The following is a 25,979-nucleotide window of genomic DNA, read 5'->3' on the forward strand; positions in this document are numbered from 1 at the left end:
GTGGAATCAAATGCTAACGGGTTGTTCAGTTGAAAATATTGATCCCAGTATAGGTAATCCTCACTTTTAGCCACCGCCGAGCCGGCGACGCGACGTCAAAGACAATAAATTAGTTCAGTTTCATTTCGTGCATGGCACCGTTGGACACCAGACCGTCACCTCTCAACACTTCCGCACACCCCGTCAATGCCGAACAATCCCCCTTCTTGCAGCGCAAAACACAAAAAGGAAGAGAGCATATGAAGTCGCTTGGTCGTATTGCGTTGGTCACGGGTGGTATGGGTGGGATTGGCACTGCGATAAGCCAACGCCTGTACAAGGAAGGATTCAAGGTCATCGTGGGCTGCAGCTCTGATTCCGCCCGCAAGAAAGAATGGATGGCGAGCCAATTGGAGGCGGGTTATCAATTCGAATGCATCTATGGCGACATCACCGATTGGGAATCAACGCGCAAAGCGTTCGAGATGGCGCGTGAGCATTACGGCCCGATCGATGTATTGGTCAACAACGCCGGCATCACGCGTGATGCGTCCTTTCGCAAACTGACGCCCGAAGACTGGAACGCGGTCATCGGCACCAACCTGAGCGGCCTGTTCAACACCACCAAACAGGTGATTGAAGGGATGTTGGCCAAGGGTTGGGGACGGGTCATCAACATTTCCTCGATCAACGGTCAGCGCGGCCAGTTCGGCCAGACCAACTACAGCGCGGCCAAGGCCGGCATCCATGGTTTCACCATGGCCCTGGCCCGGGAAGTGTCCGGCAAGGGCGTGACCGTCAACACCGTCTCACCAGGTTACATCCAGACCAGCATGACCGCGGCCATCCGCCCGGACATTCTCGACACTATGATCGCGGCCACACCGGTCGGGCGTCTCGGCCAACCTGAAGAAATCGCCTCCATCGTGGCCTGGCTGGCTTCCGATGAATCGGCCTACAGCACCGGGGCCGACTTCTCGGTCAACGGCGGCATGAACATGCAGTAGACCTGTCAGGGCATGGATGCCCTGCTTTCGCTCGACAACATCTTAATGAGGTCACGCATGAACGAAGTCGTAATCGTTGCCGCTACTCGTACCGCCATTGGCAGTTTTCAAGGTGCCTTGTCCGCGATTCCAGCCACCGAACTGGGCGCAGCGGTCATTCGCCGTTTGCTGGAAGAGACCGGTCTTGACGGCTCGCAGATCGATGAAGTGATCCTCGGCCAGGTACTCACCGCGGGCTCGGGGCAAAACCCGGCACGCCAGACGGCAATCAAGGCCGGCCTGCCCCATACCACCCCTGCCCTGACCCTGAACAAGGTCTGCGGCTCGGGCCTCAAGGCTGTCCAGCTGGCGGTCCAGGCCATCCGTTGCGGCGACGCCGAACTCATCATTGCCGGCGGTCAGGAAAACATGAGCCTGGCACCGTATGTGCTGCCCAAGGCCCGCACCGGTTTGCGTCTGGGTCATGCGCAACTGCAAGACAGCGTGATTCAAGACGGTTTGTGGGACGCCTTCAACGATTACCACATGGGCATCACCGCAGAGAACCTGGCGCAGAAGTACGAACTGAGTCGCGAAGACCAGGACGCTTTCGCCGCGGCCTCGCAACAGAAAGCCGCCGCTGCCATCGAAGCGGGTTACTTCAAGCGTGAAATCACCCCGATCCTGATCCCTCAGCGCAAGGGTGAGCCGCTGGTCTTCGACACTGATGAACAGCCGCGTCCAGACAGCACACTGCAGGCGCTGGGCAACCTCAAACCCGCGTTCCAGAAAAACGGCAGCGTAACCGCCGGTAACTCGTCGACCCTCAACGACGGCGCCGCCGTACTGTTGCTGGCCAGTGCCGCCAAGGCCCAGGCCCTCGGCTTGCCGGTTCTGGCACGCATCAAGGCTTACGCCAGCGCTGGCGTGGACCCGTCGATCATGGGCATCGGTCCGGTGCCGGCCACCCGCTTGGCATTGACCAAAGCCGGCTGGAGCCTGGACGACCTCGACCTGATCGAAGCCAATGAAGCGTTCGCCGCGCAATCACTGGCAGTCGGCAAGGAAATGGGTTGGGACACCAGCAAGGTCAACGTCAATGGCGGCGCGATTGCCCTCGGTCATCCGATCGGTGCATCGGGTGCGCGGATTCTGGTGTCGCTGTTGCACGAACTGATTCGTCGCGACGGCAAAAAAGGCCTGGCCACGTTGTGCATCGGTGGCGGCCAGGGTGTCAGCCTGGTCATCGAACGATAAAAGCAAGACAGGACTGCTTGCTTGACTGCTGACGCGGCGCCGAAGTCCGGCGCCGCGGTTTTTTTCTGCCCGGTTTACTGATGTGGGCAAGGAGTTCCATGGACAATAACTCGCATACCTTCAACACCTTCTGGTCAGGCCAGGTTCCGTTCATTGCCTCCTTTGCAGTGCAACAATTACGTCTGTGGGTCAGTAGCAATCCGTGGTTTACCGGCCAAGCCTACAACGAGTGGTTTGACCTGCCGCGCGGAACCCTGGACAGTCTTCAATCGGACTACCAACAGCAATGGGGCGAACTCGGCCAGCAACTGCTGACCGGTCAGCCATTCAGCTTCGAGGATCGACGTTTTGCCAGCGGCAACTGGAGCCAACCCCTGTTCGGCTCCCTCGCCGCCTTTTATCTGCTCAACGCAGGGTTTCTGCTGAAGCTGCTGGACAAGTTGGCGATCCCGGACAAAAAGCCGCGCCAGCGCCTGCTCTATCTGGTGGAACAAGCCATCGCCGCCGGGGCGCCGAGTAACTTTCTGGCCAGTAACCCCGATGCGCTGCAACGGGTCGTCGATACCCAGGGCAGCAGCCTCCTCACCGGCCTGTTGCACCTGGCCAGCGACCTGCAAGAAGGCAAGATGCGTCAGTGCGACGCCGGCGCCTTCAAAGTGGGGGTCGACCTCGCCAACACCCCCGGCGAAGTGGTCTTCGAGAACGAACTCTTCCAGCTGATTCAGTATTACCCGCAAAGCGAAACCCAGTACCGGCGCCCGGTGTTTGTCGTGCCGCCGTCCATCAACAAGTACTACATTCTTGACCTGCGCCCGGACAACTCGATGGTGGCCCATCTGTTGAAACAAGGGCACCCGGTGTTTCTGATGTCGTGGCGCAACTTCGACCAGGCACACGCAGGCACCACCTGGGACGACCTGATCGAAACCGGCATCATCAAAGGCCTGCAAGTGACCCGTGAAATCAGCGGCGATCAGCGGCCCAATTGCGTCGGCTTCTGCATCGGCGGCACCTTGTTGAGCTCGGCGCTGGCCGTCCTGGCGGCGCGCGGCGACCGCGAGATTGGCAGCGTGAGCCTGTTGACCACCTTCCTCGACTACCTCGATACCGGCCCCATCGACATCTTCGTCGACGAACAATTGGTGGCCTACCGCGAGCGCACCATCGGCGGCCTGGATGGCCCCATCGGCCTGTTCAAGGGCGAGGACATGGGCAATACCTTCTCGCTGCTGCGCCCCAACGACTTGTGGTGGAATTACAACGTCGACAAATACCTCAAGGGCCAGAAACCGATCCCCCTCGACCTGCTGTTCTGGAACAACGACAGCACCAACCTCCCGGGCCCGATGTACTGCTGGTATTTGCGCCACACCTATCTGCAGAACGACCTGAAATCCGGTGAGCTGGACTGTTGCGGGGTCAAACTGGACCTGCGCGCCATCGATGCGCCGGCATACATTCTAGCCACCCATGACGATCACATCGTGCCGTGGAGAAGCGCTTACGCCAGCACTGAGTTGCTCTCCGGGACCAAGCGTTTTGTACTGGGCGCGTCAGGGCATATCGCCGGAGTGATCAACCCGCCGGCCAAGGAAAAACGCCATTACTGGACCAACAACCGGGTCACCAAAAACCCGGAAACCTGGTTCAAGAACGCCCAGCAACATTCCGGTAGCTGGTGGAATGACTGGTTCGTCTGGCTGGCTGAACAGTCTGGCGAACGCCAGCCCTCGGTGCTGCATACCGGTAACGCGCAATACCCGGCCATTGAGTCGGCGCCCGGGCGTTATGTGATGCAGTGACACGCGGGAAAATGGCGGAAGGCAGCCGGAGTCGAACCTGCCCGGGAACGGATGCCGTCCCCAACCGGGTTTGAAGCCCGGCCGCGCCACCGGGCGCGATTGCCTTCCTTGAAGTCAGTGATCAGTGCATTGGGCCAAGGCATTGTCGAGGCGGATATGGCGCTTGTCGCCAAACCGTCGCGTCAGGCCGATCCGGTCGAAGTATTCGAGGATCTGGATGCTGCGCTTGCGACCCAGGCCCACTGCATCACGAAACGCCGTGACCTGAATCACCGGGTTTTGCGCGGCCAGTTGCACAAGCATAGCCGCCAATCGGCGGATCATCGTGTCGGTGTAGAACAGGTCACGGACGACTTGATGCACCAATCCCAACCTCGCCATTTTGCACAGCAGCAAGCGCACGGCCGCCTCGTCATGGTCAAGGTCGCGCACCCACGGCGGATCAAAACCAGCCTGTTCGAACAACGGTAGCAAGTGTTGCCACAAGGCTTCGTCGTCTTCGCTCAAACGCACCTGATGATCGGGCAAATGCAACCAAGGCCCGATGGCGGCAATCGCGCCACTGGCGAGTAATTCGTCGAGCAGACTGATGAACGTCGGACGGTCCAGCGCTGTGCCGGTGAACCGCCGCAGGCGATCCCGGTCGGGGCCCATTTGATCCGGTTCCAGTTGGTGAAAACGTGCGAGGTGTTCCAGCAATGGCACTTTCAGCGCTTCCCAGCGGGCCGCACTGAACAGCAACGGACCTTGGCGGGTGTCGATCAGGCGCACGTCATCGGGCAAAACCCACGTGTTGCGGGGGCGATTGAACTGACGCTCCAGACGCTGCGGATCGAGCCCGGTGTCGCTGTTGGCCAATAACACCGGCAGGCTGTCTTCCAACTGATTGCATGTGGCGAGGGCGTGTAGCTGCGCCAACCGTTCGGGGCTCCGGCGTTGTCGGGTCGGCGCAAACGGGTCGAGCACCCGCGCGCCACCGAGGGTGCGTTGGGCGCTCTGGTCACGCAGGATCATCGGATCGCCCTTCACCACCTGCACCGGCGCATTCAACAGCAGTTGCGCGAACATCCGCTCACCCGGCGCCAGGCGCGCGCCTTCCAGCAACGCCACCCGCCCGGTCACGTCCTGAGTCCCCACGTGAACGTGCACGAGTTGAAAATGCTCGAAGGCTTTGGGTTCGCTGGCTAACAATTGCAGGTCGATATCCACTCGCTGGGTCGGCGCGTACAGCCACTCGGCCAGCAACCAGTGGCCGCGATGAATCTGCTCCAGGGCCAAGCGTTCGGCACTCAGGTTCAACGCGACTCGCTGTCCGGCCATTGCGATCTCGGCAGCCTGATTCTGCGCATGCAGGCCGCGCACGCGAACCGGTTTGCCCAGCGGGCCGAGCATCAGCGTATCGCCCACCGCCACTACGCCAGACAACGCAGTGCCGGTCACCACGATACCGACGCCGGCCACGCTGAAGGCACGATCAATCGCCAGGCGAAAACCTCCGGTGGTGCTGCGTTGAACGACTTCACGCTGCGCCTCGAGCAAGGCCTGTCGCAGGGTCTCGATGCCCTCCCCGGTCACACTCGACAGCGCAATCAGCGGCGCGACGGCATAAGGCCCCGGGGCCAGCAATGTCTGGATTTGTTCGCGAACGGCTTGCACTCTGGACGGTTCGACCCGATCGCATTTACTGATCGCCACCAGCGCCCGAGGGATGCCCAGCAGTTCAACGATGGCCAGGTGTTCACGGGTCTGCGGCATGACGCCGTCGTCGGCCGCGACCACCAGCAACACCAGATCAATCCCCTGAGCACCCGCCAGCATGTTGTGGGTGAAGCGCTCATGGCCGGGCACATCGATAAAACCGGTCAGGGGCGCTTGCGGTTCCAGCGCCGCGTAAAGGTAGCCGAGGTCGATGGTCATGCCGCGTTCACGTTCTTCCCGGCGACGGTCGCCGGCCTGACCGGTCAGGGCCTGGAGCAAGGCGGTCTTGCCGTGGTCGATGTGCCCTGCGGTGCCGACGATCACTCTACGGCTCCTGCAATTTGATCGAGTTGCGCCAGCCACGCCGGCTCATCGTCCAGTTGCCGCAGATCCAGCCACAACGCATCGTCATCAATGCGCCCGAGCACCGGAATCGGCAACGCACGCAGGGACGCTTCCAAACCATGCAGCTGCCGTCCGCGAAGACGTTTGGACGCGTGCGGTCGCAGGCATAAAGCCGCACTCGGCAAGCGCGCCACCGGTTGGCTGCCGCTGCCGATCATGCCCAGCGCCGGTAACGCGCTGACGCTCCAGCCGTCGCCCAAGACCATGGCCAGCGACGGTTGCAGGCGCTCAGCCTGGGCGAGGATGTCCGCCTGGGGCCGGGTCAGCAGGCGCAAACTTGGCAACCGCTCGGCCAGTCGATCAGGATCGCGGTACAGGCCCAACACCGCTTCGAGGGCAGCCAGGGTCAGTTTGTCGACCCGCAAGGCGCGCTTGAGTGGATTCTTCTTGATCTTGGCGATCAGGTCTTTGCGGCCGACTATCAACCCGGCTTGGGGGCCACCCAGTAGCTTGTCGCCGCTGAACGTGACGATGTCGGCGCCATCGATCAGCGCCTGGCGCACCGTCGGCTCGGCGGGCAGGCCCCAGCGCGTCAGCTCCAGCAGGCTGCCGCTGCCGAGGTCTTCCAGCAATGGCAAGCCGTGTTTATGCGCGAGTTGCGCCAACTCCGCGGTCGGCACTCGAGCGGTGAAGCCTTCGATGTTGTAGTTGCTCGCATGGACGCGCATCACCAAACCGCTACGTGGGCCGATGGCCGCCTCGTAATCGCGGGCATGGGTGCGATTGGTGGTGCCGACTTCGTGGAGCCTGACCCCGGCTCTGGCCATGATGTCGGGAATGCGGAAGGCGCCACCGATTTCGATCAGTTCGCCCCGGGAAATGATGCCTTCCTTGCGCGCGCCCAGACTGTTGAGCGTCAGCAACACCGCGGCGGCGTTGTTGTTGACGACGGTGACTGCCTCGGCGCCAGTCAGTTCGCGGATCAGGCCTTCGATCAGGTCATCACGGTCGCCGCGCTTGCCGCTGTGCAGGTCGAATTCCAGATTGAGCGGATAACGGGCCGCCATTTGCACCGCTTCGATCGCTTCCTCCGGCAACAACGCTCGCCCCAGATTGGTGTGCAGCACCGTGCCGGTGAGGTTGAATACCCGGCGCACGTTGCTGCGATGTTGAGTGGCCAAGCGTTCGCCCGCCCTGCCCGCCAACACTTCAGGCGCGATCTCAATGGCGTCGAGTTGCCCTGAAAGCACCGGTTCACGCAAGTCATCGAGCAGTTGCCGCAGGCTGGCCAGCAGTGCATCGCGCCCATAACGCTCGGCCAATGGTTGGCAGGCGGGATGGCGCAACAGACTGTCGATGGAAGGCAGCCGCAGGGTTGGGCTGGCGGATCTGGAAGACATCAGGCGCTCCCGCAAACGTTGACCGTCGCGCCTGAGTGTAGCCGCTCAGCTCAAAGGGATAGCTCAGTCACCACCGGGTGCCAGCAACAGATTAGGCGCCGGACGCTGGTAGCCTTCCTGCTCCAGACGCATGTCCAGCAGCAGGCTGGTCAGGTCCGTCGAGAGCGCTTCGGCCTCGGCGTCGTTTTCCAGGTAAAGCAGTTTCAGGTAGCTGCGGCAGCCGGGGCAGACCTCCGCGCGTATGGGTGCCTGATTGGCGGCGTGGCGGTCGTCATCGAGGCTGACGTATTCAAGGCCTTTGCTTTGTTCGCAATACACGCATTTGACCCGCACCACATGCCATTCGCAGGCACACAGCGAGCACACCAGATACCGCAAGCCGTTGTACTTGCCACGGTGGCGAATCACGCCGGTCATGGCCGGCGAACCGCAGGCCGGACATTGGCTGAGATTGTCGCCGGGTTTCAGCGCAAGGTCCGATGTACTCAGCAACCAATGACTCCAGGCCACCTGCAACGCCGCGCCGAGAAACGGCACCACGGCGGCGGGCAGCAAGACGAACTGGCCGCTGACCAGCGCAATCGCCCAGGCTTTGAGTTGCCCGACGTTGGCGCGGCGCAAGGTCGCCACGGCTTTTTCCACGGCAGGTTGCGGCGGTGGCTGGTAACGCTGCAACAGCGCTTCGAGGTACGGCAGCCAAACGTCTTCGCGCACCAGACTGTCAGCGGCGAACGGCGGCAAGCCGTGTTGCTGGCACACTCGCAGGCGTTCGGCATCGGGTATGGCGGCCACGGGCGGATCGTCCATCAGACCCTGCTGCACGTGGCACAGCCCGGTCACTAGCCGCAGGTAATCGGCCAGTGGATGCCCGTCGACCAGACGTTCCAGTCGCAAGGCGCGCAAGGTGAACAGGTTTTTCGGTGGCAGGTGCAGAAACGGCGGAGAACTCGCCGCCGCTTCGATCTCGCCAGGCTCAAGAATCGTCGCCAAGGGGTTATCCTTTTTTGCTGATCGGCCGTTCGGGGTGCTCGTCGCGGGTCACTTCGCGGTACCAGAGTTCATGGTGTTTTTTCGCCCAGGCCCGGCTCACCCCGCCATGCACCATGGCGCTGACCGAACCCTTGATCCAGATGCCGGCGTAGATGTGAACAATGATGCTCAGCACCAGGATGAGACCCGCCAACGCATGCAGCAGCATGGCCCAACGAATACTGGTGATGCCAAAGTACTCGCTGAAATACGCGCGCCAGATCACCAGCCCGCTGAACAACAACACCAGCATGCAAATCAGCAAGGTCCAGAACAGCAGCTTCTGCCCAGGGTTGTACTTGCCGATGGGCGGCACGCCCTCCTCATCATTCTTGATCACCCGCCCGACTCGCCTCAGCCACAACCGATCGTTGGTGATAAAGAAATTCGCCCGAAAGAATTGAATCACCAATCTCAGGAACAGAACGAACATCACCACGCCCATGAACGGATGCAGGATGCGCGTCCACGGGCCGCCGCCAAACAGGTTGCTGAGCCAGAACAGCGCCGGATGAAACAACGCCAGTCCCGACAGTGCCGCCATGAAGAAAAAGATCGCCACCAGCCAGTGATTGGTGCGCTGGTTCGAGGTGTAGCGCAGGATCTGTCTGCGGATCATGGTCTGTCCTCCCCGCGCGGATCAAAGGTGTGTACCGACGGATCGACTTCATGCACTGCAGGATCGACAGTGGTCGGGAGTTCATCCTCCTCGACCAGTTGCGGCCCGACCCGCACGTAGTGGAAGAACCCGGCCAGCACGGCCAAGCCCATGGCCAGCAAGCCCAACGGTTTACTCACGCCTTTCCACAACTCCACCAGCGGACTGATGGTCGGAGCGCTCGGCAGGCCGGCATACAACTTCGGCGTGTCGGCGTGGTGCAGCACGTACATCACGTGGGTGCCTCCGACACCTTCGGGGTCATACAGGCCAGCGTTGTCGAAGCCACGACTCTTGAGGTCGACGATGCGCTCCGCCGCATGTTCCTTCATATCGTCCTTGGTGCCGAACACAATGGCGCCGGTCGGGCAGGTTTTGACGCAGGCCGGCTCCAGCCCCACTGCCACGCGGTCCGAGCACAATGTGCATTTGTAGGCCTTGTGATCTTTTTGCGAGATTCGCGGGATATTAAACGGGCAACCGGTGATGCAATAACCGCAGCCAATGCAATGGTCCTGGTCGAAATCGACGATGCCGTTGGCGTGCTTGATGATCGCCCCCGGGCTCGGGCACGCCGCCAGGCAACCGGGCTCGGCGCAGTGCATGCAGCCGTCCTTGCGGATCAGCCATTCCAGGTTGCCGGCATCGGTTTCGTGCTCGGTAAAGCGCATCAAGGTCCAGGTTTCTGCGCTCAGGTCCTGAGGGTTGTCGTAGGTGCCGAGGTTGTGGCCGACCTCGTCGCGCAGCTCGTTCCATTCCGAGCAGGCGACCTGGCAAGCCTTGCAGCCAATGCACTTGGTGGTATCGATCAGCTTGGCCACTTCCTCTTGATTGCGTACCGAGGACGGGACGGTCGTGGTGGCCGAACGGGCGATGATGTCTTGGCTGGCCATTTAGACTTTCTCCACGTTGACCAGGAATGACTTGGATTCCGGGGTCTGAGTGTTGCCATCGCCGAGGAACGGCACCAGGGTGTTGGTCAGGTAACCGTGACGCGTGAGCCCGGTAAAGCCCCAGTGCAGCGGGATACCGATTTGGTGCACGACCTGGCCATTGACCTGCAGCGGACGAATCCGTTTGGTCACCACCGCCACCGCTTCTATATGCCCGCGCTTGCAACTGACACGGACCCGGTCGCCGGCCACGATGCCTTTTTCCTTGGCCAGCACTTCACCGATCTCGACGAACTGCTCGGGTTGGGAAATCGCGTTGAGCTTGCAATGCTTGCTCCAGAAGTGGAAATGCTCGGTCAGCCGGTAACTGGTCGCGGCGTACGGATAATCCTTGGCCACGCCAAGGGAATCCCACACTGAATCGAAGATCCGCGCCGCCGGGTTGCTGGTGGCTTTCTTGTTTTCCGGGTGCAGCGGGTTGATGCCAATCGGCGTTTCGAACGGCTCGTAATGCTCAGGAAATGGTCCTTCGTTCATCTTGTCGACCGCGAAGAACCGCGCCACGCCTTCGGGGTTCATGATGAACGGATTCATCCCGGCTTCCGGTGGCGAGTCGGCCTTGAAGTCCGGTACATCGGTGCCAGCCCAGACTTTGCCGTTCCACCACACCAGACGTTTTTTCTCGTCCCACGGCTTGCCTTGCGGGTCGCACGAAGCACGGTTGTAGAGAATCCGCCGGTTCGCCGGCCAGGCCCAGGCCCAACCTTGGTGTTGTTTCATGCCATACGGATCGCTGTTGTCGCGTCGGGCCATCTGGTTGCCCGCCTCAGTCCAGCTGCCACAGAAAATCCAGCAGCCGGAAGCCGTACTGCCGTCGTCTTTGAGCAGGCCAAAACCGGCCAGTTGCGCGTTGCCCTTGATCGCCGCGCCGGTAGCGTCGGTGAAATCCGTGGTGGCATAGCCGTTGATTTCCTTGGCCAGTTCTTCCGGCGAAGGCTCATCGGCGATTTTGTACGGCCAGGACAATTTGAGGATCGGCTCGGCATAAGCGCCGCCGTTAGCCTGGTAACGCTGGCGCAGACGGATAAACAGCTCGCTCATGATCCGCACATCGGTGCGCGCTTCGCCAGGGCCGTCGGCGCCTTTCCAGTGCCATTGCAGCCAGCGGCTGCTGTTGACCAGCGAGCCGTCTTCTTCGGCGAAACAGGTGGTGGGCAGGCGAATGACTTCGGTCTGGATGCCGGCAGTTTCGACATCGTTGTACGGCCCGACATTGCGCCAGAACTCCGAGGTTTCGGTGGACAGCGGGTCCATCACCACCAGCCATTTCAGCTTGGCCAATGCCGCCATCACCCGGTTTTTGTCAGGCAACGCGGCAATGGGGTTGAAGCCCTGGCACATATAGCCGTTGACCTTGCCTTGGCCCATCAGGTCGAACACTTTGAGGATGTCGTAGTTGGGAATGTCCAGTTTCGGCAGGTAGTCGTAAGCCCAATTGTTCTCAAGCGTGGCGTTGTCGCGATACCAGGCTTTCATCAGGCTGACGTGGAATTTGCTGTAGTTCTGCCAATAGGACAGCTGTCCCGGACGCAACGGCATTTGCGTGCGCTTGGTGATGTAGGCGGTGTAATCCTGCTCGGCGTCGCCCGGCAGGGTCAGGTAGCCCGGCAGCGAGTTGGACAGCAGGCCGAGGTCGGTCAGCCCCTGGATGTTGGAGTGCCCGCGCAAGGCATTGACGCCCCCGCCCGGCATGCCGACGTTGCCCAGCAGCAATTGCACCATGGCCGCGCTGCGAATGATCTGCGAACCGATCGAGTGCTGCGTCCAGCCCAGCGCGTAGAGAATCGTCATGGTCTTGCCCGGTTGCGAGCAAGTGGCGATCTCTTCCCAGATCTTCTGCATGGCATCCACCGGCATGCCGCAAATCTGGCTCGCCAGTTCGATGTTGTAGCGGCTGTAATGCTGCTTCATCAATTGATAGACGCAGTGCGGGTCTTGCAGGGTCGGGTCGACCTTGACGAAGCCGTCATCACCGAGTTCATAACCCCAGCCGGACTTGTCCGTGTAGCTGCGTTTGGCCACGTCATAGCCGCTGAAGATTCCGTCCTCGAAGCCATAACCGGCTTTGACGATGAACGACACGTCGGTATAAGCGCGTACATACTCGTGCTGGATTTTGTCCTCAGTCAGCAGGTAGTTGATCAGCCCGCCCATGAAAGCGATGTCGGTGCCGGTGCGAATCGGCGCGTAATAGTCGGCCACCGAGGCGGTCCGGGTAAAACGCGGATCGACCACGATCAAGCGGGCCTTGTTGTGCGCCTTGGCTTCGGTCACCCATTTGAAGCCGCACGGGTGCGCTTCTGCTGCGTTGCCGCCCATCACCAGGATCAGATTCGCGTTGCCGATATCGGTCCAGGTATTGGTCATGGCACCACGGCCGTACGTCGGGGCAAGACTTGCCACCGTCGGGCCGTGTCAGACACGCGCCTGGTTATCAAACCCCAGCATGCCGAGACTGCGAATGACCTTGTGGGTGATGTAACCCGCTTCGTTGGACGCCGCCGAGGCCGCGAGGAACCCGGTGGTCAGCCAGCGGTTCACCGTTTGACCCTTTTCATTCCTCTCGATGAAGTTGGCGTCGCGGTCGGCCTTCATCAGGTCGGCGACGCGATCGAGCGCTTCATCCCAGGAAATGCGCGTCCACTCGGTGGTGCCGGGCTTGCGCACCTGCGGGTACTGCAGGCGCCCGGGGCTGTGAATGAAGTCCAGCAGGCCCGCGCCTTTGGGGCACAGGGTGCCGCGATTGACCGGATGATCGGCATCGCCTTCGATGTGGATGATGTTTTGCGCGACATTCTTGGCGGCATCGCCCTGGCTGTACATGATCAAGCCGCAGCCTACCGAGCAGTACGGGCAGGTGTTGCGGGTTTCATGGGTGTGGGCAAGCTTGAAGTGACGCACTTGCTCGGCGAAGGCAGTCGCGGGGGCCATGCCCAGCGCGCCGAGGCTCGAGCCCGCAAGGCCGATACCAGCGACCTTGAAGAACTGACGACGGTTGAGGTCCATCGTGCACTCCTGTCAGGTGGAGACCCGGTACTTTTGCCGGGTTTTTCTGGACAATCATGGTTGCGGCAGTCTGGGTGCCGACACTTGAAACTGTAGACAATGTTAGAACTGACTGTGTGAAAACCGACCATCGGGCAACACCGGGGCGTCAGCCATCACACACAACCTGTGGGAGCGAGCTTGTTCCGGGCGGCGTTCCGACGAAAGCGGTGGGTCAGTTTGCATAGATGTTGAATGACCCACCGCCATCGCGAGCAAGCTCGCTCCCACAGGGCTTGGCGTTTATCATTGCCCCACGTTCAACCACGCTTTTTATGAGACTGAGCATGACTTTCGATTTTGATCAGGTGTTCGACCGCCACAACACCGGCAGTACCAAATGGAGCCGTTATCCGGCCGACGTGTTGCCGATGTGGGTGGCCGACATGGACTTCTCCGCGCCGCCGGTGATCCTCCAGGCCCTGCAAAAGCGTCTGGAACACCCGATGCTCGGCTACAGCGTGGCCCAGGATGACTTGCGCGATGCCATCGTCGCCGATCTATGGAACAAGTACGCCTGGCGCGTATTGCCTGAGGAACTGATTTTCCTGCCGGGCGTGGAGTCGGGTTTCAACATGGCGCTGAATGCGCTGGTCCAGCCGCAGCAGAACGTTGTGGTTCAGGTTCCGAACTACCCGCCGCTGCGTCATGCGCCGGGGCACTGGGGGTTGAACAAGGTTGAACTCGAATTCGACTCGTTGGCGGACGGCACTTACGCCACGCCACTCGATGCCTTGAATCGGGCGTTGACCGGTGGTGGTGCGCTGCTGCTGAGCAACCCGCACAACCCGGTGGGCAAAGTCTTCCCGCGAGAAGAACTGCAAGCGGTCGCCGACATCTGCGTGGAGCAGGACGCCTGGATCATCTCTGACGAGATTCATGCCGAGCTGTGTTTCGACGGGCGCGTGCACATTCCGACGGCTTCCCTGAGCCCGGAAATCGCCAAGCGCACCATCACGCTGATGTCGGCGAGCAAGGCCTACAACATCGCCGGTCTGAAGACGTCTTTCATGATCATCCAGGACTCGGCGTTGCGTGCAAAGGTCAACCACGCCCGCTGCGGCATGGTCGACAGCGTCAACCCGATGGGCATGGAAGCGACACGCGTCGCCTACTGCGAAGGTGGCCCTTGGCTGGCCGGGTTGAAGGCGTATCTGCAAAGCAATCGGGATTATCTGGTGGAAGCGGTCAACACACGACTGCCGGGTGTGAGCATGAATATCCCGCAAGGCACGTATCTGGCGTGGCTAGATTGCTCGGCGCTGAGACTGGATAACCCTCAGCAGTTTTTCCTTGAGCACGCAAAAGTCGGGCTGAGCGCGGGTCTTGAATTCGGCGATGACAGCAAACAGTTCGTGCGCCTGAATTTCGGCTGCCCACGGGCATTGCTGGAAGAAGGCATTGCGCGGATGGAGCGCAGTTTGCTCAATCGCAACGCCTGACACATCCCCTGTGGGAGCAAGCTTGCTCCCACAGGGGGCTTGCGTGTTTTCCAGAGTGTCGCAAGCCCCCTTAAATCCAACCGAACTCAAGGCAAAACACAGGGTCAACCCTTTGACTCTTCTGCCTTGCGAACGGAGATTTCCCAATGACTGCCTATCCAAAACCACCCTTCCCGAAACAAAGCCAGACTGTCCCCGGTTCCCAAAAGAAAATGGACCCGTACCCCGACTGCGGCGAACAAAGCTACAAAGGTTCTGGCCGACTGGACGGCAAGATCGCCCTGATCACCTGCGCCGACAGTGGCATCGGTCGCGCCGTAGCGATCGCCTTCGCCCGTGAAGGCGCGGATGTCGCCGTCGCCTACCTCAATGAACATGAAGACGCGCAGGAAACTGCACGCTGGGTTGAACAGGCCGGTCGGCAGTGCCTGTTGCTGCCCGGTGACCTGGCGCAGAAAGCCCAATGCCAGGCCCTGGTGGACAAGACGGTCGAACGCTTCGGCCGGATCGATGTGCTGGTCAACAATGCCGCGTTCCAGATGACCCACGAACACTTCGAGGACATCCCGGACGAAGAATGGGTGATGACCTTCGACGTCAACATCACCGCCATTTTCAGGCTCTGTCAGGCCGCGTTGAAGCACATGAAACCCGGCAGTTCGATCATCAACACCAGCTCAGTCAATTCAGACATGCCTAAACCCACCCTCTTGCCTTACGCCACGACCAAGGGTGCGATTGCCAACTTCACCGCTGGCCTGGGGCAGATGCTGGGGCCGAAGAACATTCGGGTGAACTGCGTGGCTCCGGGGCCGATCTGGACGCCGCTGATTGTCTCGACCATGCCCGATGAAGAAGTACAGAACTTCGGTGGGCAGACGCCGCTCGGCCGGCCGGGTCAACCGGTGGAAGTGGCGCCGATTTATGTGTTGCTGGCCTCGGATGAGGCCAGTTACATCACGGGGCAGCGGTATGGAATCACTGGCGGTAAGCCGATGCTTTAGATTGAACCCGCCGTCATTTCCAGAGCATCCTGCTATGGTTCAACGTACTGACGCCTGAATACCTGCGCGCGACCGTCGGTTGATTGCCAGAGGCACTACATCGCGGCACGCACCCGACGAGTATCGAGCATGAGTTTCATTTTGTGGGTGGCGGTGTTGGGTGCCGTGCTGCTGACGCTGGCGCTGACGTCGTCGTACCTGCGATGGATGCCGGTGACTACGTCGGCGGTGTGCCTGGTGCTGGGTGTAGCCATCGGGCCCGCGGGGCTCGGGCTGTTGAAACTGGACACCGAAGATGCGTCCACCTGGATGGAGCATCTGACGGAAGTCGCGGTGCTGTTTTCGTTGTTTGTCTGCGGTTTGAAGTTGCGTTTGCCGCTCAAGGATAAAAATTGGCGGATCGCGTTCGGTCTGGCCGGTCCAGTCATGGTATTGACCATTGTCGGCGTCAGCCTGTTGCTGCATTACGGTTTCGAATTGTCCTGGGGCGCATCGGTGTTGATCGGCTCGATTCTGGCGCCCACCGACCCGGTGCTCGCCGCCCTGGTGCAAGTCAACGACGCCCGGGATGACGACAGCGTGCGCTTCGGGCTCTCGGGAGAAGCCGGGCTCAATGACGGGATCGCCTTCCCGTTTGTCATCCTCGGCCTGCTTCTGGTGCAACACGACGGCAACCCCGGCTGGCTGAGCGATTGGGTGCTGCGCAGTCTGCTGTGGGCAGTCCCGGCCGGTTTGCTCACCGGCTACTGGATGGGACGTGGCATTGGCCGCCTGACCTTGTTAATGCGTATCCAGAATGACGACAGCACCCTTTCCCCGAATGATTACCTCGCCCTCGCCTTGATTGCCCTGGCTTATGTCGGGGCCGAGTCGATTCACGGTTACGGTTTTCTGTCGGTGTTCGCCGCCGGCCTGGGTTTGCGCCAAGAAGAAGTCAAATCCACGGGCGACGACGAACTTCCCGCCGAGCATCTGGTTCAGCCTGTTGTGGGCCATCAGAACGTCGAGCCGCAAAACGCGGTTCATGGCGATACCGAGAACCTTGAAGACACCCAAGTGGCCGCGGGAATCATGATGGGTGACATGCTCGCTTTCGGCGGCCTGGTGGAACGGGCCATGGAAGTGTTTCTGGTGACGCTGCTCGGCGTGGTGCTGATCGCGCACTGGGACTGGCGTGCGTTGCCGATCGCCGGCGTGTTGTTTTGCCTGATACGACCGCTGAGCGTCGTCGCCATGCCCTGGGGTGGTTTGCTCAACGGTCGCCAGCGAATGTTGATTGGCTGGTTCGGCATACGCGGCATCGGCAGTTTGTATTACCTGTTTTATGCCCTGAACCACGGGCTGGGCGCGTCGATCTCAACACTCTGTATTGATCTGACCTTGTCAGTGGTCGCACTCAGCATCCTCCTCCACGGGATCAGTACTCAACCGATCCTGGCTCGATATGAACGGCAAAAAAAACAGGATATTTGATTTGAGGTCTGTGCGTTCCTGGTCGGAATTATCGAATTTTCACGTTCATAAATTTGAAATTCTTTGGCTATCCGGCCAGTCACAACTCTAATCCCACCCGGCTTTTGCACGGCGGGACATGCCAGGTTCGGTTTCCCCTGCGGCGTCGATACCTATCAAAAGGAACCTCGAGAAAATCAGGTGCTGGTCATGATTCACTATTACACCTCCGATGAAATCAAAGCCTGCCGGGCATTCGCTCTGGAACGCAATCATCAGATGTTTGAAGAGGCCCAGGCGCTGAGCCGTAGCGCCTGGGCGTTACTCGAGGTCAGCGACATGGATGTGGAACTGTTTGATCGCTATCAAGCCATGCGCAGGAAGGCCGACTTGAAGTTCGAGGAAGCGATCGAGCACTTGCGGCTGCTCAACGAAGATTTCCCACCTGTCTCGATATCCACGCAAAACGCTCATCGTTTGCTCCAGCAGACCGAATCCAGAGCTTGAACCTGAAAAGCCCGGCGCAGCGCGCCATGCCTGGCGCACCAACAAAAGGCCCGGTGCAAGTCGGGCCCTTTGGGGGTCGGGTTCACGCGCCGGGGTTAGTCACCTGGATGTAAAACGCGTAGCTACCCAGCAGCACCCAGAAAGTGGCGAAAATCCACGGCGTACGCACTGAAAACAACAACGACTTGCGGTAACCCTTATGGGACGATTCCATCTCACTGAACAGCGGCGACTCATCGAATGCGAGGCCCATCAAGGGTTCGCTTCGCAGCAACTCACTCTGTTTGAAATGCCAATGGTCGATGATGTCGTAAGCCGCGCGAATGCCCGGCCAGGCGTTGAGCGAACTGAGTAGCCCCAGCAGTGCCAAAAACGGCGGCACCACCAGCGTGAAGAGTTTTCCCCATTCAGGGTTGAGGTTGGACATGCAGGACGCAAAAGCAATCACTAAGAACGATTGCGCCGCCAGGTAGGCGTCGGTGCGATTGGCCAGAATGCTGGTTTCGTACTGGATTTCCCGGCGGTAGAAATCCAGGCGCTCTTTGGGTGAGCCGAACATCTTGGCATGGTGTTCGGTCAGGGTTTCTTCGGCTGGAGCTTCGGTCAGTATTCTGGGCACAGGAATCACACACAGGTTGGAAAACGCTTAGAAGAAACGTCTGCCGACAAGTTCAGCTGGAATGACAATGGAGTCTGCAATGGACGATCTTGATTGGGTGCAATGGCCAGCGATGCTGATCACGGTGTTGGCGGCGTGGTTGATCGGCTCGCAAAACCCCAGGCGCAGGGTCTCGGGATTCATCTGTTTTATTGTCAGCAATGTTTTATGGGTGATCTGGGGTTACCACACTCAAGCCTATGCACTGATCGTATTGCAGTTTTGCCTGTGCGCCATGAACGTGCGCGGCTTCAAGAAGAACGCGGGATCCGCCGCCGAACATTGATCTCGCGGGTCATTTCATGGCCGTGGCGATGATTTCCACCAGATTGAGTTGGGTAAAAGGTTTGGACAGGCGCGGAAGTCTGGTTGCGAAACCTTCCAGGCGCTCGGCGTAACCGGTGGCAAGGATGATCGGCAGGTCCGGCTTCAGGGTTCGGATAGCCTGCGCCAGTTGCGCGCCATTCATCTGTGGCATGGCCATGTCAGTGATAACCAGGTCAATCGCTGACTCACTGTCGAACGCTTTCAGCGCTTGCGCCCCGGATGTCGCACTGATCACCCGATGCCCCAGGTCTTCGAGTAACAAGCAGGTACTGGTCAACACCAGGCTGTCATCATCCACGACCAACACGCATAGGCGGTGCACCGCCGGTGCGGCCTCCTCGGTAACGGGTTTGGCAACCGAACCGGTCGTGGCGACGGGTATCCACAGTTCGGCGATCGTGCCTACGTCCTTCTGGCTCTTGAGGACGAAGCGTCCGCCCAGTTGCTCGATGTAACCATGAACCATCGAGAGTCCCAGCCCCGTGCCTTTGCCAACGCCTTTTGTGGTGAAAAACGGGTCCATTGCCGAAGCGAGTGTGGCGTCATCCATGCCCTCCCCCGTATCGCTGACACTCAGGCAGACATAACGGCCTGACAGCAGGGATAACTGCGGTTGATCCCAGGTTTCTTCGGTCTTGGCACTGATAACGATTTTTCCGCCATGGGGCATTGCATCGCGGGCGTTGGTCACCAGGTTCAGCACCGCCAGCTCAAGCTGATTGACGTCGGCCAGGACCGGTTCCAGTTCTTGCGAAAAGCGGGTTTCAAGTACCACGGAAGGCCCGAGCGAGCTGCGCAACAGCCCGATGATCCCTTGCACCAGCGTAGGTATTTCGACGGGTTCGGCTTTGAGCTCCTGACGTCTGGCAAAAGCCAGCATGCGTTGGGTCAGAGAGACGCCGCGCAAGGCTCCCTGAGTGGCGTTGTCCACCAATCGGGTGATTTTCGGATCGTCCCCCACGCGTTTGCGGACGATTTCCAGATTGCCGAGGATGACGGTCAGCAAATTGTTGAAGTCGTGGGCAATGCCGCCGCTGAGTTGGCCAATGGCCTGCATCTTCTGCGCCTGAAACAGCGCTTCGCGGGTTTGCTCCAGCGTCTGCTGGGCTTGTGTGGCTTCGGTGATATCACGGGTGATCTTGGCGAAACCGAGCAAGGTGCCGGTTTCGCCCCAAATCGGGTCGACCACGACATTGGCCAGGAACCGTGTACCGTCCTTGCGCACGCGCCAGCCTTTGTTTTCGAATCGCCCTTCACGTATCGCGGTGTCCAGGGTCCGTTGTGGTTCGCCTGCCTCGCGGTCTTCCGGGGTGTAAAACATCGAAAAGTGCTTGCCGATGACTTCCTCGGGCAAATAGCCCTTGATGCGCTGAGCCCCGGGATTCCAGTTGGTCACGCGGCCATCCGGGGCGAGCATGTAGATGGCGTAGTCAGTGACGCTTTGAACCAGCAGGCGGAACTGTTGTTCGCTTTGCTTGAGGACTTCTTCGGCCATTTTGCGGTCGGTCAGGTCGCGGGTAATCTTGGCAAACCCGAGCAACTTGCCCGACGGGTCGAGAATAGGATCGATCACTACGTGGGACCAGAAGTGCGTGCCGTCCTTGCGAACCCGCCAGCCTTCTCCCTCGAAACGCCCCTCCCTGATCGCCGTGTCCAGCGCCCGCTGGGGCAAACCGGCACGGCGATCCGCTTCGGTATAGAACCGCGAAAAGTGCTGGCCGAGTATTTCGGCCTCTTCATACCCCTTGAAACGCCTGGCGCCGGCGTTCCAGCTGGTGATGATGCCATCGGGATCAATCATGTAGATCGCGTAGTCAATCACAGCATCGATCAACAGGCGAAAACGGCTGTCGTCGATGGCGCTGGCTTTGTCTCGACCCTCGCTCATTGATTCCTCACGGCACTGTAGTTTTTCTGGAGTATGCGGCAAACCATAAAATTGGAAAGCCGCAGATGCGGAACTTCATCAAGTGTTTCGGCACACGTATCTGTCGATGTAAGCATATAGATCGTTGTAGACGAAATTCGGAACATACGGGGCATGAGCCGCAGTCCTGAGCAATGCCAGATGGCACTCTTTGACGATTTCTTGATGACCGTTCACCGCGAAGACATGATTATCAATAATGCGGGAGTAAACGATGTACTCAAAATGCCTCATCGTCGTTGTTCTGCTCACGGAGCCACCAGCCGCTTTGGTGTAGGTGCTCTGAGCACGCAGGGTCCGCTCGTTCAATACGCCGAAGCCGCGTTCGTACACGATCATTTGCGAGCCGCTGACCGCCTTCGCCGCTGTCTCGAAGGCCAGGATGGTCGCTTGAGCATTGCTCATGCCAGCATCCAGCTTCGGCACGGTGAGAAACCTTTCCATTTCATGGTCTTCAAGGCTTTTGAGCGCGCGTTTAATGCTCGACACATAAGCAAACTCTCGAGTGCAGCCAACGATGTGAGTCTCGAATTGATAGCCGGCGGCAGTCGCCGAAGGCGCGAAAGCAACGAAATCGAGGCTGTCGAACGCACACTCCATGATGATATTGAATTTGCCGGTAAAGGCCTGCGTAAAGATCTTCGTGCTGACTTCCCGGACGAACGCCTCGGTATGCTCATACGCATGCAAGACCCCGAGTTTGATCATCTCTGCATATTGGGGGTGTTTCTTGCGGTAGTCGGGCAGGTAAAGACGAACATAATTGTCGTAGCGTTTTGAAGGCAGGAGGTTCTTTTCCAGCAGATAGGTTTTGCCTGACCCTTGCTGCCCGGCAACGACCAGAATTTTGGGTATTACCTCGACCGTTATACCTTTGAACAGCGTCACTTTTATTTCATTGAATGCTGCGGTGACCTGCTCAGGGGTGTACGTGTATTTCGGTGCTACTGACATATCTTGATTTCCTTATCAAAGATTCAGCTTGAAAGTGATGACTGGCTCTTTGAATAAAGACGGCATTCGCTGATTGTTCAAATGGGCCATTCTTTCAAGATATGTCGATGTTTTAAAAGTAAAAAATCCTACTCGATAGCGTGCAAAATCCTCGGAGCAATTGACCACCAGCGCGGTAGCAACTGCTTGACCTTGCTGTCGCCAAACCGGTCATCAATCAACATCACCACCCCTTGATCCTGCTGGGTGCGGATCACCCTCCCCGCCGCCTGCACCACTTTCTGCACACCGGGAAACAGGTAGGTGTAGTCATAACCGGCGCCGAAAATCGCTGCCATGCGCTGTTTCAACTGCTCGTTGACCGGGTTGAGTTGCGCCAGTCCGAGGGTGGCGATAAACGCTCCGATCAGTCGCGCGCCCGGCAAGTCGATGCCTTCGCCAAAAGCCCCGCCCAACACCGCAAAACCGATGCCCTGACTCTCGGCGGTGAACTGATCGAGAAAGTCCTGTCGCTGCCCTTCCCCCATGCGCCGGGACTGCGACCACAGATTGATGTCGGGATGCCTCTGGGCCAGCAACTGCGCCACTTGCTGCAAATAATCGAAGCTGCTGAAAAACGCCAGGTAATTGCCGGGACGTTGACTGAACTGCCGGGCAATCAGCTCGACGATTGGCGCAAGGGATGACTGGCGATGGACAAACCGCGTGGAGATCTGGCTGACGATGTGCACTTGCAGTTGATCGGCGTGAAATGGCGATTCAACGTCTATCCACACCGTGTTCGCCGGCGTGCCCAGCAGATCGGCATAGTAGTGGCGAGGGCTCAGGGTCGCGGAAAACAGCACGGTGCTGCGTGCAGCCGTCAAGCGCGGGCGGATGAAGCCGGCGGGCACCACGTTGCGCAGGCACAGCTGCGACAGGTTGCGTTGGCGGTCGAGGTCGCGCTTGCTGATGTCGAACAGGAACTGTTCATCAAAGAGCTCGGCCACCCGGCAAAATTGCAGCATGTCGAAATAGAAGTTCTGTAACGCGCCGTCCAGGCCTTGCGGATGATCATTCAGGTAGTCGCCGATGCTGGCGCTGCACGATGACAACGCCTGGAGCAGTTTTTCCGGCGCCTTGTCATAGGCCTGATAGGCGCCGAGTTGCAGGTTATGCAGGGCATTCCACTCACGGTTGACCCGTTGCAAGGATTTTTTCAACGCCTCGGGTGCGGTTTTTCGTACGCCGTTGAGGGTCGACTGGTCGAGGCTGGCGCTGTACATCTGCCGGCCGCGCTCCACCAGGTTGTGCGCTTCGTCCACCAGCACCGCGACGTTCCAGTTATTGGCCTGGGCCAGCCCGAACAGCAGCGCGCTGAAGTCGAAATAGTAGTTGTAATCGGCGACCACCACGTCTGCCCAGCGGGCCATTTCCTGGCTCAGGTAGTAGGGACAGACGTCGTGTTGCAGGGCAACCTCGCGCAAAGCGTTCTGGTTCAGCAGGGACAACTTGCTCGCCGCCTGGCGAGCGGCGGGCAAGCGATCATAAAACCCTTGGGCCAGCGGGCAGGATTCGCCGTGACAGGCTTTGTCCGGATGCTCGCAGGCCTTGTCCCGGGCGATCATTTCGAGCACCCGCAAGGGTGGCCCGTCGGCGCTGTCGAGGATCACTTGCGCGGCGTCCAGCGCCAGTTTGCGCCCCGGGGTTTTCGCTGTGAGGAAGAACACCTTGTCCAGTTGCTGCGGCGCCAGGGCCTTGAGCATCGGGAACAGCGTGCCGACCGTCTTGCCGATCCCCGTGGGCGCCTGCGCCATCAAGCAACGACCGGTGCTGACAGCCTTGAACACCGATTCCGCCAGATGGCGTTGCCCGGGTCGAAAGTCGGCATGGGGAAACGCCAGTTGTTGCGCCGCCCGATTACGCCCTTCGCGATGAGCCATTTCCTGCTCGGCCCAGTGCAGGAACAAGGCGCAATGTTGTTCGAAGAACAGCCCCAGTTCCGCGGCGCTGAAAGCCTCGACCAGGCAAGTTTCCTTTTCGCTGACGATGTCGAAGTACACCAGGGCCAGATTGATCTGCGTCAGCTGCAGTTTCTGGCACATCAACCAGCCGTAAATCTTCGCCTGCGCCCAGTGCAGCTGACGGTGGTTGGCCGGTTGCTTGCTCAAGTCTCCGCGATAGGTTTTGACTTCTTCCAGGCAATTTTGCACGGGGTCGTAGCCGTCGGCCCGGCCCTTTACCTTCAACGTTTGATACAAGCCTTCAAGCGCGACTTCACTCTGATAGCCCTCGCTGCGCCGGGACGCCACCGTACGGTGTCCGACAATCCCTTCCAGCGCCGTCGGCGAAGGCGTAAAACGCAGGTCGAGGTCACCGACCTTGGCAGTGAATTCACACAGCGCCCGCACCGCGATGCTGTAACTCAAGCGCCCTGCTCCGCCCATTGCACGTAGCAGACGGCAATCGGCATCTGGTGCTCATGGCAGAACTCGAGCCAGCGCAATTGATTGTCTTGCAGGCGATCACCGGGGCCTTTGACTTCGATCATCCGGTAGGTTTTATCCTGCGGCCAAAACTGGATCAGGTCTGGCATGCCGGCGCGATTGGCCTTGATGTCCAACAGCAGTCGATTGAACCAGTGTTTGAGGTGTTCGGCCGGCAGGCAATCGAGTGCCTGATCGAGCAATTCTTCGCTCAGCACACCCCAGAACACGAAGGGCGACTGCACGCCCCACTTGCTGGCAAAGCGCTCGCGAATCGTCTGGCGGTAACGCCCGTCATCGAGTTCAGCCAGGCAGCCCTGGAACAGCTCCGCGCGGCGTGCGTGAAAGTCCTCATTGAGCAGATCCACCGGCCCACGCTGGAACGGGTTGAAAAACGCCCCCGGCAACGGCGCGAAAATCGCCGGCCAGCACAGCAGACCGAACAGCGAGTTGATCAGGCTGTTTTCGACGAAATGCACCGGTGCCGACGCTTGCGCCAAATGCGCCTGAACGTAAGACTCCACCGACAACGCCGGATCGGTTCTGGGCAGTTGCAGGTCCAGGCGCAGCATTTCCCGTGGGGACGAGCGCTTTATCACCGGACCGCCCAACTTGCGCCGCAGCCTGGGCAGCACACGCAGCAATTGTTGCTGTTCGGCGGCACTTTCCGGCGATTGCTCCACCGCGGCGGCCAGGTCCATGGCCAGTTGGTATTCACCACAGCGCTCCAACACGCGAATCAACCGCAGGCGGGCGCCGGGATAGGCACACTCGCGGTAGATCGTCAGTGCGGTAGAGAAATCCGCTATGCGCTCGCAATGCTGACCGATCTGGAACAACAGTTTGCCGCGACGTCTTTGCAGCCAGGGATTGCTCAGTGCCAGCCCTTTTATCTGCTCGACAATGTCTTCTACTGCTTCGCCGGCCTCGAAATGCTGCTGACACTCATGAAGGAAGAGACAGGCGTCCACGTCGTCGCGGCTGCGCAGGCCACGGGAGTCGGCGCAGAACTCGACTTTTTCATAGGTAAAGATGCCCAGGTCAGCCAGCACGAACTCGGACCAGTCCTGGTAAAGATTGCCGAAAAACATCAAGCGCAGCCGGTCGCACAGGCCCATGATGGTCAGGCTGAACAATCGGTCATCCAGCGACGGGCACCACTGGCCGAAACTTTGGGCCTGGGAAAACTGTTCGCTCAGTGCGGGCAGCCAATCGGTCTTTTTTCCTTTGGGTTGATCGATGGTGGCGCCAAAACACTGGAGAATTTCCGCCTTGAGCAACACCTCGAACAGCGCTTCGATCGACAGCGGCGAATGCTCATCGATCCAGCCCAGCGCCAGCAGTGGGCCGGCGGCAATAGCGGTGTTGCCGATCTCGAGGTAATGCAGTTTGCTCGCCCGGAAGTGACTCCCCTTGCGCATCACCATCCTGACCAGCAGCGCCTTGGACTCACGGGGCAACCGCTTGAACTCGCGGATGAAGTGTTGCTCTTCGACACTCAGCACATCGGCATAGCGAAGCTCAAGCCAATCAAGCACTTGCATGAAGTTGTTCAAGTAATAGAACGGATCGTCGAGAGGATTTGCAGTCACAGGAAAAAAGGCCATGGCGAGCGAGTACTGGTTATGCGTACAGATACCAGCTGTGCCCTGCCCGGTGCAAACGGAAAAGGATAAGCGGCGGCGTTAATCGGTAATTTTTCGAGTGTCTATGAACTTTCTGCCGATCCATCGCACCAACCGCGATAGAGGTACAGTGACGATTGATTTCGTTCGTGGCAGTCGCGCTGTTTTTTTTGAAGGATGAGAGGTGGTTATGAATATCAAGACTCTGGGTTTGCCCCTGGCGGTAGCGGCCTTTCTGGCCCTGGCCGGTTGCGCGACGCCAACAGTTGTGACGCTGCAGAACGGCACCCAGTATTTGACCAAGGACACGCCGAAAACCAAGACCAAGGACGGCTTCTTTGAGTTCGAAGATATTTCCGGGGCGAAAGTGAAGGTCAAGGCCGATGAAGTGACCACGATTCGACAGGAAGACTGAGGACCGAGTTATCGTTCATCGCGAGCAGGCTCGCTCCCACAGGGATTTGTG

General features: G+C 59.5%; 20 protein-coding genes and 1 tRNA gene. 9 read left to right on the plus strand and 12 right to left on the minus strand.

Going from position 1 to position 25,979, the window contains the following annotated elements; all coding sequences use genetic code 11:
* Positions 1 to 239 precede the first annotated feature (239 nt).
* The 3 genes from phbB (at position 240) to phaC (ending at position 4,024) form a co-directional block, all read left to right on the plus strand.
* The gene (phbB, locus tag ACA056_RS14310) at positions 240 to 986 is read left to right on the plus strand and encodes an acetoacetyl-CoA reductase (RefSeq protein WP_497265463.1); all 747 of its coding nucleotides are present in this window, start codon (positions 240 to 242) and stop codon (positions 984 to 986) included.
* A 57-nt stretch (positions 987 to 1,043) separates the two neighbouring features.
* The gene (locus ACA056_RS14315; protein WP_497265465.1) at positions 1,044 to 2,222 is read left to right on the plus strand and encodes an acetyl-CoA C-acetyltransferase; all 1,179 of its coding nucleotides are present in this window, start codon (positions 1,044 to 1,046) and stop codon (positions 2,220 to 2,222) included.
* Positions 2,223 to 2,320: 98 nt separating this feature from the next.
* Positions 2,321 to 4,024 carry a class I poly(R)-hydroxyalkanoic acid synthase gene (phaC, locus tag ACA056_RS14320; RefSeq protein WP_497265467.1) on the plus strand — a complete coding sequence of 568 codons (1,704 nt, stop codon included), beginning with the start codon at positions 2,321 to 2,323 and terminating at the stop codon, positions 4,022 to 4,024.
* A gap of 12 nt (positions 4,025 to 4,036) precedes the next feature.
* Here phaC and ACA056_RS14325 read toward each other — a convergent pair.
* From ACA056_RS14325 to fdnG, 7 genes are all read right to left on the minus strand, one after another.
* Positions 4,037 to 4,132, minus strand: a tRNA-Sec gene (locus ACA056_RS14325).
* A 6-nt stretch (positions 4,133 to 4,138) separates the two neighbouring features.
* Positions 4,139 to 6,046 (minus strand): selenocysteine-specific translation elongation factor, encoded by a 1,908-nt coding sequence (gene selB / locus ACA056_RS14330; protein ID WP_497265469.1) that lies wholly within the window; start codon positions 6,044 to 6,046, stop codon positions 4,139 to 4,141.
* Positions 6,043 to 7,467, minus strand: coding sequence for an L-seryl-tRNA(Sec) selenium transferase (selA, locus tag ACA056_RS14335; RefSeq protein WP_497265471.1), 1,425 nt, complete (start codon positions 7,465 to 7,467; stop codon positions 6,043 to 6,045). Before selA ends, selB begins: the two co-directional genes overlap by 4 nt.
* Positions 7,468 to 7,530: 63 nt before the next feature.
* Entirely contained in the window at positions 7,531 to 8,457 is a 927-nt protein-coding gene (gene fdhE / locus ACA056_RS14340) for a formate dehydrogenase accessory protein FdhE (RefSeq protein WP_497265473.1), read from the minus strand.
* Positions 8,458 to 8,461: 4 nt separating this feature from the next.
* Complete coding sequence (locus tag ACA056_RS14345) at positions 8,462 to 9,115, minus strand: formate dehydrogenase subunit gamma (RefSeq protein ID WP_497265475.1); 654 nt, start codon at positions 9,113 to 9,115, stop codon at positions 8,462 to 8,464.
* On the minus strand, positions 9,112 to 10,047 hold the full coding sequence (gene fdxH / locus ACA056_RS14350) for a formate dehydrogenase subunit beta (RefSeq protein WP_497265477.1): 936 nt from the start codon (positions 10,045 to 10,047) through the stop codon (positions 9,112 to 9,114). Before fdxH ends, ACA056_RS14345 begins: the two co-directional genes overlap by 4 nt.
* Entirely contained in the window at positions 10,048 to 13,113 is a 3,066-nt protein-coding gene (gene fdnG / locus ACA056_RS14355) for a formate dehydrogenase-N subunit alpha (RefSeq protein ID WP_497265479.1), read from the minus strand. It abuts the gene before it with no gap.
* Positions 13,114 to 13,439: 326 nt separating this feature from the next.
* Between fdnG and ACA056_RS14360 the strand changes: the two genes are divergently transcribed.
* The 4 genes from ACA056_RS14360 to ACA056_RS14375 all read left to right on the plus strand — a co-directional run bounded on the left by ACA056_RS14360 (position 13,440) and on the right by ACA056_RS14375 (position 17,557).
* The gene (locus tag ACA056_RS14360; protein WP_497265481.1) at positions 13,440 to 14,594 is read left to right on the plus strand and encodes a MalY/PatB family protein; all 1,155 of its coding nucleotides are present in this window, start codon (positions 13,440 to 13,442) and stop codon (positions 14,592 to 14,594) included.
* Positions 14,595 to 14,740: 146 nt separating this feature from the next.
* A complete protein-coding gene (locus tag ACA056_RS14365) occupies positions 14,741 to 15,598 on the plus strand; it encodes an SDR family oxidoreductase (RefSeq protein ID WP_497265483.1) in 858 nt (285 codons plus the stop codon).
* 129 nt (positions 15,599 to 15,727) lie between these two features.
* A complete protein-coding gene (locus ACA056_RS14370) occupies positions 15,728 to 17,071 on the plus strand; it encodes a cation:proton antiporter (RefSeq protein WP_497265485.1) in 1,344 nt (447 codons plus the stop codon).
* Positions 17,072 to 17,260: 189 nt separating this feature from the next.
* Complete coding sequence (locus ACA056_RS14375; protein WP_497265487.1) at positions 17,261 to 17,557, plus strand: hypothetical protein; 297 nt, start codon at positions 17,261 to 17,263, stop codon at positions 17,555 to 17,557.
* A gap of 82 nt (positions 17,558 to 17,639) precedes the next feature.
* On the opposite strand, the gene ACA056_RS14380 is transcribed toward ACA056_RS14375, so the two are convergent.
* A complete protein-coding gene (locus ACA056_RS14380) occupies positions 17,640 to 18,176 on the minus strand; it encodes a hypothetical protein (RefSeq protein WP_497265489.1) in 537 nt (178 codons plus the stop codon).
* Positions 18,177 to 18,255: 79 nt separating this feature from the next.
* Between ACA056_RS14380 and ACA056_RS14385 the strand changes: the two genes are divergently transcribed.
* On the plus strand, positions 18,256 to 18,501 hold the full coding sequence (locus ACA056_RS14385) for a hypothetical protein (RefSeq protein WP_497265491.1): 246 nt from the start codon (positions 18,256 to 18,258) through the stop codon (positions 18,499 to 18,501).
* 9 nt (positions 18,502 to 18,510) lie between these two features.
* On the opposite strand, the gene ACA056_RS14390 is transcribed toward ACA056_RS14385, so the two are convergent.
* From ACA056_RS14390 to ACA056_RS14405, 4 genes are all read right to left on the minus strand, one after another.
* The gene (locus tag ACA056_RS14390) at positions 18,511 to 20,430 is read right to left on the minus strand and encodes a hybrid sensor histidine kinase/response regulator (protein ID WP_497265493.1); all 1,920 of its coding nucleotides are present in this window, start codon (positions 20,428 to 20,430) and stop codon (positions 18,511 to 18,513) included.
* A 78-nt stretch (positions 20,431 to 20,508) separates the two neighbouring features.
* Positions 20,509 to 21,423: a zeta toxin family protein gene (locus ACA056_RS14395; RefSeq protein ID WP_497265495.1), complete on the minus strand. Its 915-nt coding sequence runs from the start codon at positions 21,421 to 21,423 to the stop codon at positions 20,509 to 20,511.
* 128 nt (positions 21,424 to 21,551) lie between these two features.
* The gene (locus tag ACA056_RS14400; protein ID WP_497265497.1) at positions 21,552 to 23,831 is read right to left on the minus strand and encodes an ATP-dependent DNA helicase; all 2,280 of its coding nucleotides are present in this window, start codon (positions 23,829 to 23,831) and stop codon (positions 21,552 to 21,554) included.
* Positions 23,828 to 25,495 (minus strand): VRR-NUC domain-containing protein, encoded by a 1,668-nt coding sequence (locus ACA056_RS14405; protein ID WP_497265499.1) that lies wholly within the window; start codon positions 25,493 to 25,495, stop codon positions 23,828 to 23,830. The genes ACA056_RS14400 and ACA056_RS14405 overlap by 4 nt, the downstream gene beginning before the upstream one ends.
* 208 nt (positions 25,496 to 25,703) lie before the next feature.
* Here ACA056_RS14405 and ACA056_RS14410 point away from each other — a divergent pair, with 208 nt between their 5' ends.
* A complete protein-coding gene (locus ACA056_RS14410; RefSeq protein ID WP_497265501.1) occupies positions 25,704 to 25,928 on the plus strand; it encodes a YgdI/YgdR family lipoprotein in 225 nt (74 codons plus the stop codon).
* Positions 25,929 to 25,979: the final 51 nt, after the last annotated feature.

The organism is Pseudomonas sp. LBUM1666 (assembly GCF_059695775.1).

What these genes read in the sequence shown, in the direction of transcription:
- ACA056_RS14315 (WP_497265465.1), top strand. Translation starts at nt 1,044, where the DNA reads ATGAACGAAGTCGTAATCGTTGCCGCTACTCGTACCGCCATTGGCAGT.
- selA (WP_497265471.1), bottom strand. Translation starts at nt 7,467, where the DNA reads ATGTCTTCCAGATCCGCCAGCCCAACCCTGCGGCTGCCTTCCATCGAC.
- ACA056_RS14390 (WP_497265493.1), bottom strand. Translation starts at nt 20,430, where the DNA reads ATGAGCGAGGGTCGAGACAAAGCCAGCGCCATCGACGACAGCCGTTTT.
- ACA056_RS14370 (WP_497265485.1), top strand. Translation starts at nt 15,728, where the DNA reads ATGAGTTTCATTTTGTGGGTGGCGGTGTTGGGTGCCGTGCTGCTGACG.
- ACA056_RS14360 (WP_497265481.1), top strand. Translation starts at nt 13,440, where the DNA reads ATGACTTTCGATTTTGATCAGGTGTTCGACCGCCACAACACCGGCAGT.
- ACA056_RS14395 (WP_497265495.1), bottom strand. Translation starts at nt 21,423, where the DNA reads ATGTCAGTAGCACCGAAATACACGTACACCCCTGAGCAGGTCACCGCA.
- phbB (WP_497265463.1), top strand. Translation starts at nt 240, where the DNA reads ATGAAGTCGCTTGGTCGTATTGCGTTGGTCACGGGTGGTATGGGTGGG.
- ACA056_RS14345 (WP_497265475.1), bottom strand. Translation starts at nt 9,115, where the DNA reads ATGATCCGCAGACAGATCCTGCGCTACACCTCGAACCAGCGCACCAAT.
- ACA056_RS14410 (WP_497265501.1), top strand. Translation starts at nt 25,704, where the DNA reads ATGAATATCAAGACTCTGGGTTTGCCCCTGGCGGTAGCGGCCTTTCTG.
- ACA056_RS14385 (WP_497265491.1), top strand. Translation starts at nt 18,256, where the DNA reads ATGGACGATCTTGATTGGGTGCAATGGCCAGCGATGCTGATCACGGTG.
- ACA056_RS14375 (WP_497265487.1), top strand. Translation starts at nt 17,261, where the DNA reads ATGATTCACTATTACACCTCCGATGAAATCAAAGCCTGCCGGGCATTC.
- fdxH (WP_497265477.1), bottom strand. Translation starts at nt 10,047, where the DNA reads ATGGCCAGCCAAGACATCATCGCCCGTTCGGCCACCACGACCGTCCCG.
- ACA056_RS14365 (WP_497265483.1), top strand. Translation starts at nt 14,741, where the DNA reads ATGACTGCCTATCCAAAACCACCCTTCCCGAAACAAAGCCAGACTGTC.
- phaC (WP_497265467.1), top strand. Translation starts at nt 2,321, where the DNA reads ATGGACAATAACTCGCATACCTTCAACACCTTCTGGTCAGGCCAGGTT.
- ACA056_RS14405 (WP_497265499.1), bottom strand. Translation starts at nt 25,495, where the DNA reads ATGGCCTTTTTTCCTGTGACTGCAAATCCTCTCGACGATCCGTTCTAT.